The sequence below is a fragment of the Bordetella petrii genome, from assembly GCF_017356245.1.
Lineage (GTDB): Bacteria > Pseudomonadota > Gammaproteobacteria > Burkholderiales > Burkholderiaceae_B > Bordetella_A > Bordetella_A petrii_D.
Map to the genome: position 1 here is coordinate 161,595 of NZ_JAFMZZ010000001.1, position 14,192 is coordinate 175,786.

Sequence of the window (14,192 nt, forward strand, 5' to 3'; positions counted from 1 at the left end):
GCTTGCGCCCTTCGCGACCCGCCACCAAGGAACCCACGCCACCGTGCCCGCCTGGCTGCAGTTAATGATCGATTCGTTCTGGCCCCTGCTGCGCGCGGGGCTGGTGTTCACGGTGCCGCTGACCCTGCTGTCGTTCGCCGGCGGGCTGGTGCTGGCTTTCGTGGTGGCGCTGATACGGCTGTTCGGGCCGGCGCCGCTGGTGGCGCTGGTCAGGTTCTACGTATGGCTGATCCGCGGCACGCCGCTGCTGGTGCAGCTGTTCGTCATTTTCTACGGGCTGCCCAGCGTGGGCATCGTGCTCGATCCGCTGCCGGCCGCGCTGATCGGCTTCACGCTGAACGTGGGCGCGTACAACTCGGAAGTGATCCGCGGCGCCATCGAATCGATACCGAAGGGCCAATGGGAAGCCGCCTATTCGCTGAGCATGACACGCGGCCAGGCCATGCGCCGCACCGTGCTGCCGCAGGCGGCGCGGGTGGCCGTGCCGCCGCTGGCCAATTCGTTCATTTCGCTGGTCAAGGACACCTCGCTAGCGGCCGTGCTGACCGTGCCCGAGATTTTCCAGGCCGCCCAGCGCATCGCCGCGGTCACCTATGAACCGCTGATCCTGTATGTCGAGGCCGCCATCATCTACCTGATATTCAGCTCGGCGCTGTCGGCTGCCCAAGTGCGCCTGGAACGCCGCTTCGGCCAGCATGCGGTGTTTTCCGAGAGGAACCGATGATCTCGCTGACGCAGATCGACAAATTCTTCGGCGACAACCACGTCCTGGACAAGGTCGACGTCGCCATTGCCGAGGGCAGCGTCACGGCGCTGATCGGGCCGTCCGGCAGCGGCAAAAGCACCCTGCTGCGCTGCGTGAACCTGCTGGAAATTCCCGAAGGCGGCACGCTGCGGCTGGGTGAAGAAACCATGCAGTTCGAGCCGCGCCGCCGCCCCGATCGCGACGCCATCCAGCGGGTGCGCAAGCAGACCGGCATGGTGTTCCAGAACTTCCAGCTGTTTCCGCACCAGACCGTCATCGACAACGTCATGGAAGGCCTGGTCACGGTGCAGAAGTGGCCCAGGCCGCGGGCCCGCGAACGCGCCCAGGAACTGCTGGCCAAGGTCGGCATGCAGGACAAGGCCGACGCCTGGCCGCTCAACCTGTCGGGCGGCCAGCAGCAGCGCGTGGCCATCGCGCGCGCGCTGGCGCCCTCGCCGCGCGTGCTGTTGTGCGACGAGCCCACTTCGGCGCTGGATCCCGGCCTGGCGGCCGAAGTGGTCGACGTGCTGAAACAACTGGCCGGCGAAGGCATGACCATGCTGATGGCCACGCACGACCTGCGCCTGGCCGCGGCCATCTCGCGTGAAGCCGTCTTTCTGCAGAACGGCCGCGTGGTGGAATCGGGCGCCTCGGCCGAGTTGTTCAGCCGCCCGCGCGACCCGCGCACCGCGGCATTCATTTCCACGCTGACGCAGTAGGCGGCGCGCGTGGGCGCCCCGCCGGGCCGCGCTCAGTTCACCTGGGCGCCGGACTTGCGCACCAGGTCCGACCACTTGGCGATCTCGGCCTGCTCGAACTTGTCCAGGTCGCGGGTCGACTCGCCTCCCGGCTCCACGCCCTGTCCGCTGAGGCGCTTGGCCACCTGCGGATCGGCCAGGGCAGCCTGCGCCGCCTGGCGCAAGGCAGCCAGCACCGGCGCGGGAGTGGAGTCCGGCGCGTACAACATAAACCACGCCACCAGGTCGAAATCGCTGCCGGTCTGTTCGGCGATGCTGGGCACATCCGGCGCGGCGATGCTGCGGCGCGCGCTGGACACGCCCAGCGCGCGCAGCTTGCCGGCCTTGATGTGCGGCAGCACCGCGGCCGGGTGGTAAAACATGAACTGCACCTGGCCCGACATCACGTCGGACACGGCCAGGCCGCCTTCTTTATAGGGCACGTGCAGCATTTCGCCGCCCAACTGCGCCTTGAGCAATTCGCCGGCCAGGTGGCCCGACGTGCCGCTGCCGGCCGACGCGAAGGCCACCCCCGGCGGCTTGGCCGCGGCGGCGGCCAGGTCTTTCAGCGACTTGATGCCCGACCCGCTGCCGGTAACCAGGAAAGTCGGCGTCTGGCCCACGAAGGCCACCGGCGCGAAATCTTTCACCGGATCGTAGCCGGGGTTCTTGTACAGCGCCTGGTTGATGGCATGCGTTCCCACCGTGCCCATCACCAGCGTATAGCCGTCGGCCTCGGCGCGCGCGACCTGGGCGGTGCCGATGGTGCCGCCACCGCCCGATTTGTTTTCCACCACGACCTGCTGGCCCAGCGGCTTGGCCATAGCGTCGGCCACGATGCGCGTGATCGTGTCGGTGGTCGTGCCCGGACCGAACGGCACCACGATGCGCACCGGACGGTCAGGAAAACCGGCGGCCTGGGCGGACGCGCCGGCCAGCCCAAGCACGGCAGCGGCCAGCGCGGCCCCCAGCAAATTGCGGCGCGCCTGGCTCGGGCGGGAAAAATGTTCGAGCGGTTTCATCGTTGTCTCTCCTTATCATTGATGTATGCGGCGCGCCGCGGGCAGCGCGCCGGTAAGCCGGCGCTATGGCTGCGCCGTCCCGAATCCGGGGGGAACTTCGCCTTGGTACTGCACTTCGCGCGTGGCCTGGTAAGACAGCGCGAAGCCGATCGGGGTCTCTTGTTCTTCGGTCAGGTGGGCGATCAGGCCGGCCGTGCGCGCCAGGATCGGCACCCCCCTGAGCGCGGACAGCGGAAAACCGATGCCCAGCAGCACCGCTGGGATCGCGGCCGAGACATTCAGCCGCAGATCTTTGCCCACCACCCCGGGAATCGCCTGCTCCACCGCCTCGGCAATGGCCACGTAGCGCATGCCCGCGCCGCTGTCACGCGCCACCTCGAACAGGCGCGCCACGCGCGGGTCGCGCTCTTTGTGCAGCGGATGCCCGTAGCCGGGAATGGCGCGCCGCGCCGCGCGGTATTCCGCCACGATGGCGCGCGCCGCGGCGGCGATGTCGCCGCCCTGCCCGGCGCGCGCCTCGATTTCATGGAACAGCCGCCCGGCCGTCTCGGAAGCGCCCAGAATCACCGAGCCGCAGCCCAAGATGCCCGCCGCCACGGCGCCCTGCAGCGCATCGGGCGCGGCCGCCAGGGTCATGCGGCTGGCCTGCACGCTGGGCACCAGGCCGTGCTCGGCGATCGCCACCAGCGTGGCGTTCAGCACCGCGCTGGCAGGCGCATCCGGCTGGCGGCCGGTGACCAGCAGGTAGAAATAATCGCCGAACGCCATCTTGCCGATCAGGTCCTGGCACAGGTCGGCGCCGCGCACCACGATGGCGTGCTCGTCGGACGTGCAAATCGATGTGCGGGGCACGGTTTCCTTGCCGATTTTCATGAGCTGTCCTTGTGTTGAATGAAAGCCGTGCGCCTATGCGCGCCCGGCGCGCAGCGATGCGCGAATCTCGTCGTTGTGCTCGCCCAACTCGGGCGGCGGGCTGACTTGCGTGGGCCGCTGGCCGTCGAACGTAACGGGCGAGCGCACCGTTTTCCAGGGGCCGCGCCGCGGATGGAGGCCTTCGATCTCGATCTGCAGGTGGCGCGCCTGCGGGTCTTGCAGGGCTTCGCGGGTGTCGTACATGGGCGCGTGCGGCACATCGCGCTCCAGCAGGCGGCTACACCAGGCATCGCGCGTGCGAGTGGCGAAGATTTCGCCCAGCAGTTCGATCAATTGATCCTGGTGCGCGATGCGGCCCTCGCGCGTGGCGAAGCGCGCGTCGTCGAAGATGCCGGGGCGCTCGATAGCCTCGGCCAGGCTGCGCCAGAATTTTTCCGGCGACGACATGTGCAGCGCGAGCCACTTGCCGTCGGCGCAGCGCAGCGTGTACGACTGCGATACGCTGGGGCGGCTGTACGGCCCCATGACTTCGCCTTCGGACAGGAAATGCGTGAAGGCATCCAGGTTGAAGTGGCACATGGCTTCCAGCATCGAGACTTCCACCCGCCGGCCCCGCCCGGTGCTGGCGCGCTCCACCAGCGCGCCCAGTATGCCGTAGGCCGCGTAGAACCCGGTAAGCGAGTCGGCGATGGCGGGGCCCACCACCCGCGGGTTGGCCGGATTGACCAGCAGGTTCAGGAAGCCGCTGGCCGCCTGCGCCACCGTGTCATAGGCCGGCCTTCCCGCGGCCGGGCCGGTCTGGCCGAAGCCGCTGATGGCGCAGTACACCAGTCCCGGGTTCAGCGCCCGCAGCCGCGCTTCGCCGGCGCCCAGGCGCTCGGCCGTGCCGGGCCGGAAGTTCTGGATGTACACATCGGCGCCCTCGATCAGAGCGTCGAACACCTGGGCGTCGTCCGGGTCGCGGGCATCGAGTTCGATGCTGCGCTTATTGCGGTTGTAGGTCTGGTAATGCGGGCTGTACAGCCCGCCCTTGAAAGCCCGGAAAGGATCGCCGGCGCCCGGCTGCTCGACCTTGATCACGTCGGCGCCCAGATCGGCCAGCAGCATGCCGGCCGCCGGGCCGGTAATGAACGTTCCCTGCTCGATGACCCTGATGCCTTCCAGTACTTTCCCCATGAGAGCTCCTGTTGCGGATTGCCGTGTTGCCGTAAGACTAGTCAACAGCATCGAATCATGAAAATGATAAATTTCTTCAGTTATCATTGATGCTATCGATTATTTGGCGGCACTCCCATGGAACTGCGGCACCTGCGCTATTTCATTGCTCTGGCGGGTTCGCTGAACTTCACCCGCGCCGCCGAGCGCGTGCACGTCACGCAGTCCACCCTGTCGCACCAGATCCGCCAGCTGGAAGACGAAATCGGCCAGCCGCTGTTCGATCGCGTGGGCAAGCGCGTCGTCATCACCGCCGCCGGCGAAACCTTCCTGGCCTACGCGGCGCGCGCCCTACGCGAAATCGACCAAGGCCTCAGCGAACTGAAGCAAAGCGCCGCCTCGCTGACCGGCGAGCTGCGGGTGGGCACCACCCATACCTTCAACCAGAGCTTCATCCCCGACTGCATGGCGCGCTTCCTGCAGCATCATCCTACGGTCAGGGTGGTTATCGAAGAACTGGCGGCCGACGCCATCGGCGCCCGGCTGGAAGCCGGCCAGCTGGACCTGGGCGTGGCCTATCGGCCCGAGTCGACCAGCGGCCTGCAGTTCGAGCCGCTGTTCAACGAAGAACTGGTGCTGGTAGTGTCGGCCGAGCATCCGCTGGCCGCGCGCAAGCGCATCCGCATGATCGAGCTGCACCGCGAGCCCCTGGTGCTGCTGCCGCCCAGCTTTTCCACCCGCCGCCTGCTGGACGAATGCTTCGCCTCCGCCGGCGCCGAGCCCAGCGTGGTGGCCGAGACCAACACCGTCGCCGCCATGCTGAGCATGGTGGCACGGCTGCCCGTGGGCGCCATCGCCGCCGCCAGCGCCGTCACGCCCAACCCAGCGCTACGCTTGATTCCAATGGAAAGCCCCACGCCCATGCGCACGCCAGGCTTGCTGTTCAATCCCGACGTGCCGCAAACCCGCCCTGGACGGGCCTTTGCCGCGCTGCTGCGCAGGCGGGCAATGGGCGCGGCGCGGGCGGGTTGACCAGTGAAGCGCCACTATCGGCCGCACAAGCGGTACGCGGTATCATCTTGGCACCCTTATGTTGGCTCTTTCCCAATCGAATGAAACTCGCCACCTGGAACATCAATTCCCTGAAAGTGCGCCTGCCGCAAGTCCTGGACTGGCTGGCCGCCAACCCCGTGGACGCGCTCTGCCTGCAAGAGCTCAAGCTTACCGACGAGAACTTCCCGCTCGACGCCTTTACGCAGATCGGCTACCACGCCGTCTGGGCCGGCCAGAAAACCTATAACGGCGTGGCCATCGTGTCGCGCGAGCCGGGCTCGGCCATGGTGCGCAACATTCCCGGCATGGACGACCCGCAGCAGCGGCTGCTGGCCGTGACGCTGCCTTCGCCCGCCGGCGACGTGCGGGTCATCAGCGCCTACTGCCCCAACGGCCAGGCGCTGGATTCCGACAAGTACACGTACAAGCTGGACTGGTTCCGGCAGCTGCACCGCTGGCTGGCCCAGCAGATGCAGGCCTATCCGCGCCTGGCCCTGCTGGGCGACTACAACGTGGCGCCCGCCGACGAAGACGTGCACAACCCCGCCAAATGGGTGGGGCACGTACTGGTGTCCGAGCCCGAGCGCGCGGCGTTTCGTTCCCTGCTCGAGCTGGGCCTGACCGATTCGTTCCGGCTGTTCGAGCAGCCCGAGAAATCATTCAGCTGGTGGGACTACCGCCAGTTCGCCTTCCGCCGCAATGCCGGGCTTCGCATCGACCACATTTTGCTGTCGCAGCCGCTGGCGCAGCACTGCGTGTCCTGCGTCATCGACAAGGCGCCCCGCGCCAACGAACAGCCGTCGGACCACACCCCGGTGGTGGCCACCCTGCAGCTGGCCTGACAGCTGCCGGCCGGGCGCCGGCCTTAACCGGCCTGCCCGGGCAAGGGATACGCGCCCGCGTAGCCCAGCAACCGCGAGATCTCTTCGCCGCCTTCCAGCGCCAGCGCCTTGAGCCGGTTCTTGAGCTTCAAGCCCCGCGAACTGGGCGCCGAGATCGACAGGCCGGCGGCCACCGTGCCGTTCGCGTCCATGACCGGCGCCGCCACCGAGAACACGCCTTCCACCAGGCCTTCCAGGCTGAACGACACCCCGGCGGCGCGGATTTCATCCAGCCTGCGGCGGAGTTCGGCCACGGTCTCGATCGTGCCGGGCGCGTGCTTGACCAGCTTCACCGCCTTCAGGTAGGCAGCCAGATCCTTGGCGGACATATAGGCCAGGATGACCTGCCCGCTGGCCGATCCATACAGCGGATTGGTGCTGCCCGCCTTGCTGATGAAACGCAGCGGATTGGTGGCGTCGATGACTTCGGCATAGAACACTTCATGGCGGTTTTCGGCCAGCGTGCCCAGGATGATGGTCTCGCCGCAGCGCTCGGATACCGAGTGCATGACCGGCAGCGCGCAGTTGGGAAACTGGCGGTTGCGCACGATGGCCGCGCCCAGCTTCAGCGCGGCGGTGCCCAGCGTGTAGGCGGCGTTGTGGGCGGCCACATAGCCGCCGGCTTCCAGGGTTTTCAGCAGCCGGAACAGGCTGGTCTTGGGCAGTTCGAGGCGCACGCTCAGGTCGGCCAGCGAGGCGCCCGCGGGGTTCAGCGCCAGCTCGTGCAGGATCTGGACGGTGCGCAGCGGCGAGCGGGTCGTGTCTTCGGTCTTGGAGCGCGTGGCGGTGTGGGGCATGGGCATCGGCATGGCGGGGGCATCGACACAAAGCGGCGCACCCCGCGGGGTGCGCCGGCCCGGTCGATGACGCCGGGCTATTCAGCCTTGATATTAGCCGCTTTGACGGTGTCGCCCCACAGCTTGTAGTCCTGCACCAGGATCTCGCCAAAGCCCTTGGCGCCGCGCGGGCTGATCTCCAGCCCGCCGGAGGTCAGCGCGTCTATCACCGGCTGGGTCTTGACGGCCCGCAGCACGGCATCGGCCATGGTGTCGATGGCGGCCTGCGGCGTGCCGGCCGGCACCAGGATGCCGATCCAGGGCGCGGCGATGACATTCACGCCCTGCTCGGCCAGCGTGGGTACTTCGGGCGCGCCGCCGAAACGCTTGGGTGCGCCCAGCCCCATCATGCGCACCTTGCCGGCGTCGGCGCTGGGCTTGGCCAGGCTAAGGGGCACGAACAGCGCGTCGACCTGCCCCGCCATCAGCGCCTGCATGGCCGGCGCCGCGCCGGTGAACGGCACATGCAGCACGTTCAGGCCCTGGCTGACATTCAGCATTTCCATGGCCACCTGGCTGGAACTGCCCACGCCCCACGAGGCATAGGTCAGTTTGCCCGGCTCTTTCCTGGCCAGGGCGATGTAGTCCTGGATGGACTTCACCGGCAGCCGCGTGCTCACCACCATCGCATAAGGCAGGTAGCCCACCTGCGCCACCGCGACAAAGTCCTTGCGCGCGTCGTAGGAAATCTTGGGATATACGTGCGGGTTGATGGAATGGGTATCGGCGGCCGTCACTTCCATGGTGTAGCCGTCGGGCGCGGCGCGCGCCACCAGGCTGGAACCGATCATGCCGCTGGCGCCCGGCCGGTTCTCGACAATGATGGACTGCTTCAGTATCTTGCCCGCGCCGTTGGCCACCGCGCGCGCCAGCACATCAGTGCCGCCGCCGGCGTTGTAGGGCACCACCATCGTGATGGGCCGCTCGGGATAGCCGGCCCCCCAGGCGCTGGCGCCCGCGCCCATGAGCGCGGCGGCGCACACGGCCGCCGCGCGCCGCCTGCCCCCAAATAATGAATTCAGCATTTCTGTCTCCTCGTTTTTTTAGCTGCCGGCGCACCGGCAGCGCTGCCCGCGGCTCGCCAGGCAAGATCAGGGATGGGCGAACACCACGGTGTCCGATGCTTCTGTCTTGCAGAAGCGGCCGATGCTCTGCACGGAATTGCGATGCTCTTCGGCGCTGTGCGCCGCGCACAGGTCTTCCAGCAGAATCACCTCGTAGTCGCGGTCGTGCGCATCGCGCACGGTGGCCTGCACCACTGCCTGCGTGGACACGCCCGCGCAATAGATGCGCGACACGTTCCGGGCGCGCAGCTGGGCTTCCAGCGTGGTGGAATAGAACGGGCTGACACGGTGCTTCACCACCTGGATATCGCCTTCGCGCTGCTCGAGCCCGGGATGGATCTCGGTGCCCCACGCGCCCAGCTTGAACAAGCCATGCTGGGGCGCCGCCGAAAATACTTGCGAACCGGCCGGGCATTCGGGATAGCCGGCGGAAAAACCGACCCGCACGAAGCCCACCAGAATGCCTGCGGCGCGGGCGCGCCCGATGGCCGCGGCCGTTTTGGCGATCAGCTGGCGTTCGCGCACCTGCTGGCCCAGCGGCCCCTTGCCATTGGGGCCATCGTCGTGGACCAGGTCGTTCTGCATGTCCAGCACCAGGTAAATCGCACGTTGTTGCTGCATAGTGAAGTTCTCGCTCAAAGGTTCAAGAGTTGAAGAAAAGATCAATCGGCCCACAGCCCGCCGTTTACATCCAGCGTTTCGCCGGTGATGAACGACGACTGGGGCGCCGCCAGGAACAGCACGGCGGCCGCGATTTCGTCCGCCCGCCCCATGCGCCCCACCGGAATGAGGTCGCGCAGCGCCTGCGGAAAGTTGGTGGTCATCGCCGAGGCCACCGGCCCGGGCGCCACGGTATTGACGGTGATGCCGTGCGCCGCGAGCTCTTTGGCCAGGTACGCGGTCATGGCGCCGATGCCGGCCTTCGACACGCCATAGGCCACGTTGCTGGCGCGCGCCTGTTCGGCCGGGTCCAGCCAGGGACGCGGATTGCCGCCGCTCTTGCCCAGCACCGATCCCATGTTGATGATGCGCCCGTAGCCCGCGGCCTTCATGGCGGGCATGACCGCCTGGCAGCACAGAAAGGTGCCTTTCAGGTTGATGGCCAGCACCCTGTCCCATTCGGATTCGGCCAGGTCGGCGGCGTTGCCCAGCGAAACGATGCCGGCCACGTTGACCAGGATGTCCAGGCGGCCGTGGCGCGCCACGACGCCGTTGACGCAGTCGGCCACCTGCCCCGCCTGGGTGACGTCCAGCGCCACGAACTCCGCACCGGCGGCGTGCGCCGGGTCGGGCGCTTTCAGGTCGGCGGCCACCACGCGGGCGCCGCAGGCCGCCATGGCGGCGACCACGGCGCCGCCGATGCCGCCGGCGCCGCCGGTAACCAGGGCCACGCGGCCCGCCAGTAGATCAGCAGAAAACACGCGGCGCTCCTTCAACGTTGGGAAGCGGCGGCGCCCGCCAGGTGGCGGCCGGCCAGCCGGCCGAACACCAGGCCCTTCAGCACCGAAGTGGCCCCGGTGTAGTTGCTGTAATACATGCCCACGGTCTCGCCGGCCGCGTACAGGTCGGGCATGACGTTGCCGTCGGTGTCGAGCACCTGCCCCGCCGTATTCACTTTCAGGCCGCCGAAGGTGAACACGTTCGACGAAATGATGGGATAGGCCATGAACGGCCCCTTGTCGATCGGCAGGGCCCAGTGGGTCTTGGCCGGCTTCACGCCGGCAGTGGACACGCCGTCGGGCACCAGCGGGTCATAGCCCCGGCCCGCGCCGCAGCCCGCGTTGTAGGCATCCACCGTCTGCTGCAGGGCGTCGGCCGGCACCTGCAGTTTCGCGGCCAGGCCGGCGATCGTATCTGCTTCGATGGCCGGCTGGTCGGTGCGGATGGCCAGGCGGTAGTTGGGAATGTCCTTCACGCGCTGGTCCAGGATCACATAGGCCAGGCCCTCGGCCTGCTCGTAGATGCGGCGCGTGACGCGCTCGTAATGGGCATCCACCGTGCCGGGGGCTTCGTCGGTGAAGCGCTCGCCCGCCTTGTTGACCAGGATGCCGTACGGAAAAATGAACACCGACGGTTCGGACACACCCGAACGCGGGTCGACCGGCTCGGCGTGGTAGCTGCCGAATTCGCCCGCCGCGCCGGCGCCGGCTTCCAGCGCCATGGCGATGCCCTCGCCCTTGTTGAAGTAGCCGCCCTTGCACACCGGCCGCAGATACACCGAGCGCGGCCCCAGATATTTGGCCAGCATTTCGGGGTTGCCTTCGAAGCCGCCGCTGGCCAGCACCACCTTGCCCAGGAAGCGCAGGCCGCCCTGTTCGGGGTGGTGCGCCAGCAGGCCCTGCACCCTGCCGTGCGCATCCAGCGCCAGCTTGCGCGCGGTGGTGTGATAGAAAAATTCGACGCCCAGCGCCTCGGCCCGCGCCGCCAGCGCGTCCACCAGGGCCTGGCCGCCGCCCACCGGCAGCAGGCGCGGCTGGGTCTTGGTCAGGAACTGCGTGGGCAGGAAATCGAACTTCACGCCCAGGCCCTGCAGCCACTGGATGGTGGGCGCCACCTGGTCGGCAAAACCGCCGATCAGGTCCGGGTCGGGCACGGCCAGCGTGCGCGCCGCATGCGACCACGATTCGCGGCTGCCGGCCATTTCGCCGATCAGGTCCGGATCGTTGTACGGGCCAGCGTTTTCGGACAGGTGCGCCTCGAAATCGTCGGACACCTCGTCCAGCGATTTCATGCGCAGGTAGGCCTCGGTCCAGCGGCTTTGGCCGCCCCGGTCTTCAAACGACGAACGTTCCAGCACGGCCACCTTCAGCCCGTGCTCTGCCGCGGTTGCCGCCGCGGACAGGCCCGCCACCCCGCAGCCCGCCACCACGACATCGAATCTGTGTTCCATTGCTCCTCCGAGATTATTCCTATATAGGAATGATGTTCCTTATGTGGAATATATTAAGCAGAGGAAGGCGGCGCGGTCAAGCGCGGCCGAGGCCTGGACCAGGTGTGATCAGGTGTCAGGCTCCCGCAGGGTGCCTGACACCGTAGTGGGCAGAGGCTGTCTCGACACCACGGTGTCAGGCACCCTGCGGGAGCCTGACACCCATGCGGCACCTATGCGGGATGCGCCCGATCGACGGCGAAAAATGTGCTATATTTCTGCGCTTGTTGGGGCGGTAGCTCAGCTGGGAGAGCGTCGCGTTCGCAATGCGAAGGTCGGGAGTTCGATCCTCCTCCGCTCCACCAAAATTCCAGATGAAAAAGCCTTGGAAACACAACGTGTTCCAAGGCTTTTTTGTTTCTACCGGCTTGAGTCTGTTGGTTTAGCGGCTGGCGCTGTCGCCACGACAGTCAGGGGAATACTGCACCGCGGGCCCCAAGCTCGCCCATGCCGTGCTATGGCCGCGCAACGCTAGAACGTCGACGCGCAATGCCCGCCCGTGGGCGCCTGGCCGGACCCCGCGGCGATCAGCGGCGGTTCCTGCCTGACGTTGACGGGCTCGGATGCCGCCCAGTCCCAGGCGAAGAAGGCGATCAGCACCAGCCAGAACGCGGCGGCCAGTTTCGATACGTGTTTTTTCATGGTGTGCATGTCCCGTCAGAAGGCATAGTGGCGACGAATGCGCACGCCGATCAAAGAACCGCAGAACGCCACCGGCACCCAGATCCAGCCATGCAGGCTGCCGGTGGAAATGCCGCTGACCATGGCGCCGATATTGCAGCCGAACGCCAGGCGCGAGCTGTAGCCCAGCAGGAAGCCGGCCACGATGCCCACCACCCATTGGCGGCCCGTCAGCGGCGCGCGCTGCGCGGCCGACGAATTGCCGGCCGCGACCAGCAGGGCGCCGGCCAGGATGCCGATGTTGGTGATCGAGGTGACGTCCAGGAAGACCGACTGCGACAGGTTGTGCAGATTGACGGGCTGGCTCCAGAACGCGTTGGCGGCCGGGTCGAACACGCCCGCCGCCGTCGCGACCTTGGCGGCCCACAGGCCGAAGCCGTACACCACGCCCCAGGGCTGGCCGGCGATCAGCAGGTTCAGCATGGCCAGAACCGCCAGCAGAATGGCCCCGATCAGCAGGCGCCGGTTGAACCAGCTGGCGCCCTTGCCCACCCAGGCCCGGGCGGCCAGGCCCAGCAGCAGCAGGCCGACGCAGGTCAGGCCGAAGGCTTCCCAGGGGCCGAAAGCGGCCACCAGGCTGACGGGGCGGGTGGCGCCCAGCTGCAGCCATTGTTCCAGCTGGGCCGAGCCCAGGAAACTGCCGATCGCGAAGATCGGCAGGATGGCCATGTTCAGCGGCACGCCCATGCCGGCCTTGTACAGCGTGCCCGAGCCGCAGCCGTCGGCCACCTGCATCGCGGCGCCGAACACGAAGGCGCCCACCAGCAGGCTGATACTGGGCGGCCCCAGCGCCGCGCCCAGGTCGGTGGGAAACGCGGCCAACAAAGGCATGGACACCGCGGCGGCAACGGCCAGCAGCAACAGCTGCGCCATCACGCCGCTGGGGTCGCGCTGCTCGATCAGGCGCCGCCAGCCGGTGGTGAAGCCGAAGCGCGCGCCGGCCAGCACGCCGCCCATGCCGATGCCGACCAGAAACAGCACGGCCTGGCGCAGGGAGACGAACCAGGCCAGGGCAAGGAAAAAGGCAGCCAGCACGGCCGCAAGGGGAAGACGCGTCATGAAAGGGGTGCTGCGAGGGTTGGGATTGAGGTGGATATTGCCAGGTGTCAGGCTCCGCAGGTACCTGATACCGAAGTGTGCAGAGGCTGCCTCATAAACACGGTGTCTGGCACCCTGGCGGGAGCCAGACACCTGACAGGAGCCGGGGGCTTGATCAGCTTACCAAGTCTTTAAGGCTTTTCAGGATCTGCTGGCCGCGGCTGGGCACGTTGTCCATCGGCAGCTCCTTGGACGACTGCGTCCAGTCGGCCAGCGAGGCGGGATACAGCATCACGTTCTTCTGCCCCACCACTTCGGACAGCGCGAACCAGTCGGTGGCGGCCCAGTGGCCGGTATTGCAGAACGAGATGGTTTCGTCGGCCGGTTCGGGCAGCGACTGGGCGGCGATGGCCTTGGCCTCTGCGGGCGATACGAAAATGGCGGTGCCGGGCTTGAACCACTTGCTGTGTTCAAGATTGAGCGCGTTATGGATGGTGCCGGGCACCTTGGCGGTCGGCGCCTTGACTTCGCCGCGGAAGAAGTTGGACGGACGCGCGTCCACCAGCTGCACCTTGGGGTTGTCGATCTGCGCCAGCACGTGGTCTTGCGTGGCGATCAGGGCGCGGTCGAGCACCGGCGTGTAGCTGCTGGCCGCCACCGCGGGCACGGCCTGGTCTTGCGGCAGGCCGGCATCGGCCCAGGCTTTCACGCCGCCATTCAGAATGGACAGCTCGGACAGGCCCAGGTATTTCAAGGTCCAGTACACGCGGGCCGAGCTGCCGAAATCGGTGGCGTTGGCGCCGGACGACACCACCACGGCATGCACGTCCCGATCCACGCCCAGGCTGCGCACCAGTTCGGCCAGTTTGTCCACGGGCGGCAGCTGGCCGGGGTTGTCGGCCGGGCCGCGCCATTGCCCGTAAGGGGCCGACACCGCGCCGGGAATATGGTTGGCGGCGTATTCCTGCGGGGGCCGGATATCGATGATGCGCACCGAGGCGTCGGCGCGCGCGTCATTCAATTCGGCCGGGGTCAGCAGGGGCGCGGCGGCCTGCGCGCCGAACGAGGCGCCGGCCGCGATCGCCGCGGCGGCAAACATGAGGGAAAAGCGTTTCATATGGGGTACGCACCATGAAAGGATCAAGCCTGAGGTCGATTCTTTCATTATTCGAATATAT

Annotated in this window: 15 protein-coding genes and 1 tRNA gene; 5 read left to right on the forward strand and 11 right to left on the reverse strand. The window is 67.4% G+C overall.

The window, feature by feature from the left end:
- Positions 1-43: 43 nt before the first annotated feature.
- Together J2P76_RS00815 and J2P76_RS00820 are read left to right on the forward strand one after the other, a co-directional pair.
- Entirely contained in the window at positions 44-724 is a 681-nt protein-coding gene (locus J2P76_RS00815; protein ID WP_207403811.1) for an ABC transporter permease subunit, read from the forward strand.
- Entirely contained in the window at positions 721-1,464 is a 744-nt protein-coding gene (locus tag J2P76_RS00820; RefSeq protein WP_207403813.1) for an amino acid ABC transporter ATP-binding protein, read from the forward strand. Before J2P76_RS00815 ends, J2P76_RS00820 begins: the two co-directional genes overlap by 4 nt.
- A 32-nt stretch (positions 1,465-1,496) precedes the next feature.
- Here the strand turns inward: J2P76_RS00820 and J2P76_RS00825 are convergent, their stop codons facing one another.
- From J2P76_RS00825 to J2P76_RS00835, 3 genes are all read right to left on the reverse strand, one after another.
- Entirely contained in the window at positions 1,497-2,504 is a 1,008-nt protein-coding gene (locus J2P76_RS00825) for a Bug family tripartite tricarboxylate transporter substrate binding protein (protein ID WP_207403815.1), read from the reverse strand.
- A 63-nt stretch (positions 2,505-2,567) separates the two neighbouring features.
- Positions 2,568-3,377: a citryl-CoA lyase gene (locus J2P76_RS00830; protein WP_207403817.1), complete on the reverse strand. Its 810-nt coding sequence runs from the start codon at positions 3,375-3,377 to the stop codon at positions 2,568-2,570.
- Between the two features lie 33 nt (positions 3,378-3,410).
- Positions 3,411-4,553, reverse strand: coding sequence for a CaiB/BaiF CoA transferase family protein (locus J2P76_RS00835; RefSeq protein ID WP_207403819.1), 1,143 nt, complete (start codon positions 4,551-4,553; stop codon positions 3,411-3,413).
- Between the two features lie 117 nt (positions 4,554-4,670).
- Between J2P76_RS00835 and J2P76_RS00840 the strand changes: the two genes are divergently transcribed.
- Positions 4,671-5,564 carry a LysR substrate-binding domain-containing protein gene (locus J2P76_RS00840; protein WP_207403821.1) on the forward strand — a complete coding sequence of 298 codons (894 nt, stop codon included), beginning with the start codon at positions 4,671-4,673 and terminating at the stop codon, positions 5,562-5,564.
- Positions 5,565-5,644: 80 nt separating this feature from the next.
- Positions 5,645-6,427: an exodeoxyribonuclease III gene (gene xth, locus J2P76_RS00845; protein ID WP_207403823.1), complete on the forward strand. Its 783-nt coding sequence runs from the start codon at positions 5,645-5,647 to the stop codon at positions 6,425-6,427.
- Between the two features lie 23 nt (positions 6,428-6,450).
- Here the strand turns inward: xth and J2P76_RS00850 are convergent, their stop codons facing one another.
- From J2P76_RS00850 to J2P76_RS00870, 5 genes are all read right to left on the reverse strand, one after another.
- On the reverse strand, positions 6,451-7,263 hold the full coding sequence (locus J2P76_RS00850) for an IclR family transcriptional regulator (RefSeq protein WP_207403825.1): 813 nt from the start codon (positions 7,261-7,263) through the stop codon (positions 6,451-6,453).
- Positions 7,264-7,340: 77 nt separating this feature from the next.
- Entirely contained in the window at positions 7,341-8,327 is a 987-nt protein-coding gene (locus J2P76_RS00855) for a Bug family tripartite tricarboxylate transporter substrate binding protein (protein ID WP_207403828.1), read from the reverse strand.
- 66 nt (positions 8,328-8,393) lie between these two features.
- Positions 8,394-8,987: a cysteine hydrolase family protein gene (locus tag J2P76_RS00860; RefSeq protein WP_207403830.1), complete on the reverse strand. Its 594-nt coding sequence runs from the start codon at positions 8,985-8,987 to the stop codon at positions 8,394-8,396.
- 41 nt (positions 8,988-9,028) lie between these two features.
- Entirely contained in the window at positions 9,029-9,787 is a 759-nt protein-coding gene (locus J2P76_RS00865) for an SDR family oxidoreductase (RefSeq protein WP_207403832.1), read from the reverse strand.
- Positions 9,788-9,798: 11 nt separating this feature from the next.
- Entirely contained in the window at positions 9,799-11,256 is a 1,458-nt protein-coding gene (locus tag J2P76_RS00870) for an FAD-dependent oxidoreductase (RefSeq protein ID WP_207403834.1), read from the reverse strand.
- 268 nt (positions 11,257-11,524) lie between these two features.
- On the opposite strand from J2P76_RS00870, the gene J2P76_RS00875 reads away from it, so the two are divergent.
- Positions 11,525-11,600: transfer RNA gene (locus J2P76_RS00875), tRNA-Ala, on the forward strand.
- 166 nt (positions 11,601-11,766) lie between these two features.
- Here J2P76_RS00875 and J2P76_RS00880 read toward each other — a convergent pair.
- The 3 genes from J2P76_RS00880 to J2P76_RS00890 form a co-directional block, all read right to left on the reverse strand.
- Positions 11,767-11,937 (reverse strand): hypothetical protein, encoded by a 171-nt coding sequence (locus J2P76_RS00880; protein ID WP_207403836.1) that lies wholly within the window; start codon positions 11,935-11,937, stop codon positions 11,767-11,769.
- Between the two features lie 15 nt (positions 11,938-11,952).
- Positions 11,953-13,035, reverse strand: coding sequence for a YeeE/YedE family protein (locus tag J2P76_RS00885; protein ID WP_207403837.1), 1,083 nt, complete (start codon positions 13,033-13,035; stop codon positions 11,953-11,955).
- Positions 13,036-13,189: 154 nt separating this feature from the next.
- On the reverse strand, positions 13,190-14,131 hold the full coding sequence (locus tag J2P76_RS00890; RefSeq protein WP_207403838.1) for a sulfurtransferase: 942 nt from the start codon (positions 14,129-14,131) through the stop codon (positions 13,190-13,192).
- Positions 14,132-14,192 lie beyond the last annotated feature (61 nt).

What these genes read in the sequence shown, in the direction of transcription:
- J2P76_RS00820 (WP_207403813.1), top strand. Translation starts at nt 721, where the DNA reads ATGATCTCGCTGACGCAGATCGACAAATTCTTCGGCGACAACCACGTC.
- J2P76_RS00825 (WP_207403815.1), bottom strand. Translation starts at nt 2,504, where the DNA reads ATGAAACCGCTCGAACATTTTTCCCGCCCGAGCCAGGCGCGCCGCAAT.
- J2P76_RS00830 (WP_207403817.1), bottom strand. Translation starts at nt 3,377, where the DNA reads ATGAAAATCGGCAAGGAAACCGTGCCCCGCACATCGATTTGCACGTCC.
- J2P76_RS00835 (WP_207403819.1), bottom strand. Translation starts at nt 4,553, where the DNA reads ATGGGGAAAGTACTGGAAGGCATCAGGGTCATCGAGCAGGGAACGTTC.
- J2P76_RS00840 (WP_207403821.1), top strand. Translation starts at nt 4,671, where the DNA reads ATGGAACTGCGGCACCTGCGCTATTTCATTGCTCTGGCGGGTTCGCTG.
- xth (WP_207403823.1), top strand. Translation starts at nt 5,645, where the DNA reads ATGAAACTCGCCACCTGGAACATCAATTCCCTGAAAGTGCGCCTGCCG.
- J2P76_RS00850 (WP_207403825.1), bottom strand. Translation starts at nt 7,263, where the DNA reads ATGCCCCACACCGCCACGCGCTCCAAGACCGAAGACACGACCCGCTCG.
- J2P76_RS00855 (WP_207403828.1), bottom strand. Translation starts at nt 8,327, where the DNA reads ATGCTGAATTCATTATTTGGGGGCAGGCGGCGCGCGGCGGCCGTGTGC.
- J2P76_RS00860 (WP_207403830.1), bottom strand. Translation starts at nt 8,987, where the DNA reads ATGCAGCAACAACGTGCGATTTACCTGGTGCTGGACATGCAGAACGAC.
- J2P76_RS00870 (WP_207403834.1), bottom strand. Translation starts at nt 11,256, where the DNA reads ATGGAACACAGATTCGATGTCGTGGTGGCGGGCTGCGGGGTGGCGGGC.
- J2P76_RS00880 (WP_207403836.1), bottom strand. Translation starts at nt 11,937, where the DNA reads ATGAAAAAACACGTATCGAAACTGGCCGCCGCGTTCTGGCTGGTGCTG.
- J2P76_RS00885 (WP_207403837.1), bottom strand. Translation starts at nt 13,035, where the DNA reads ATGACGCGTCTTCCCCTTGCGGCCGTGCTGGCTGCCTTTTTCCTTGCC.
- J2P76_RS00890 (WP_207403838.1), bottom strand. Translation starts at nt 14,131, where the DNA reads ATGAAACGCTTTTCCCTCATGTTTGCCGCCGCGGCGATCGCGGCCGGC.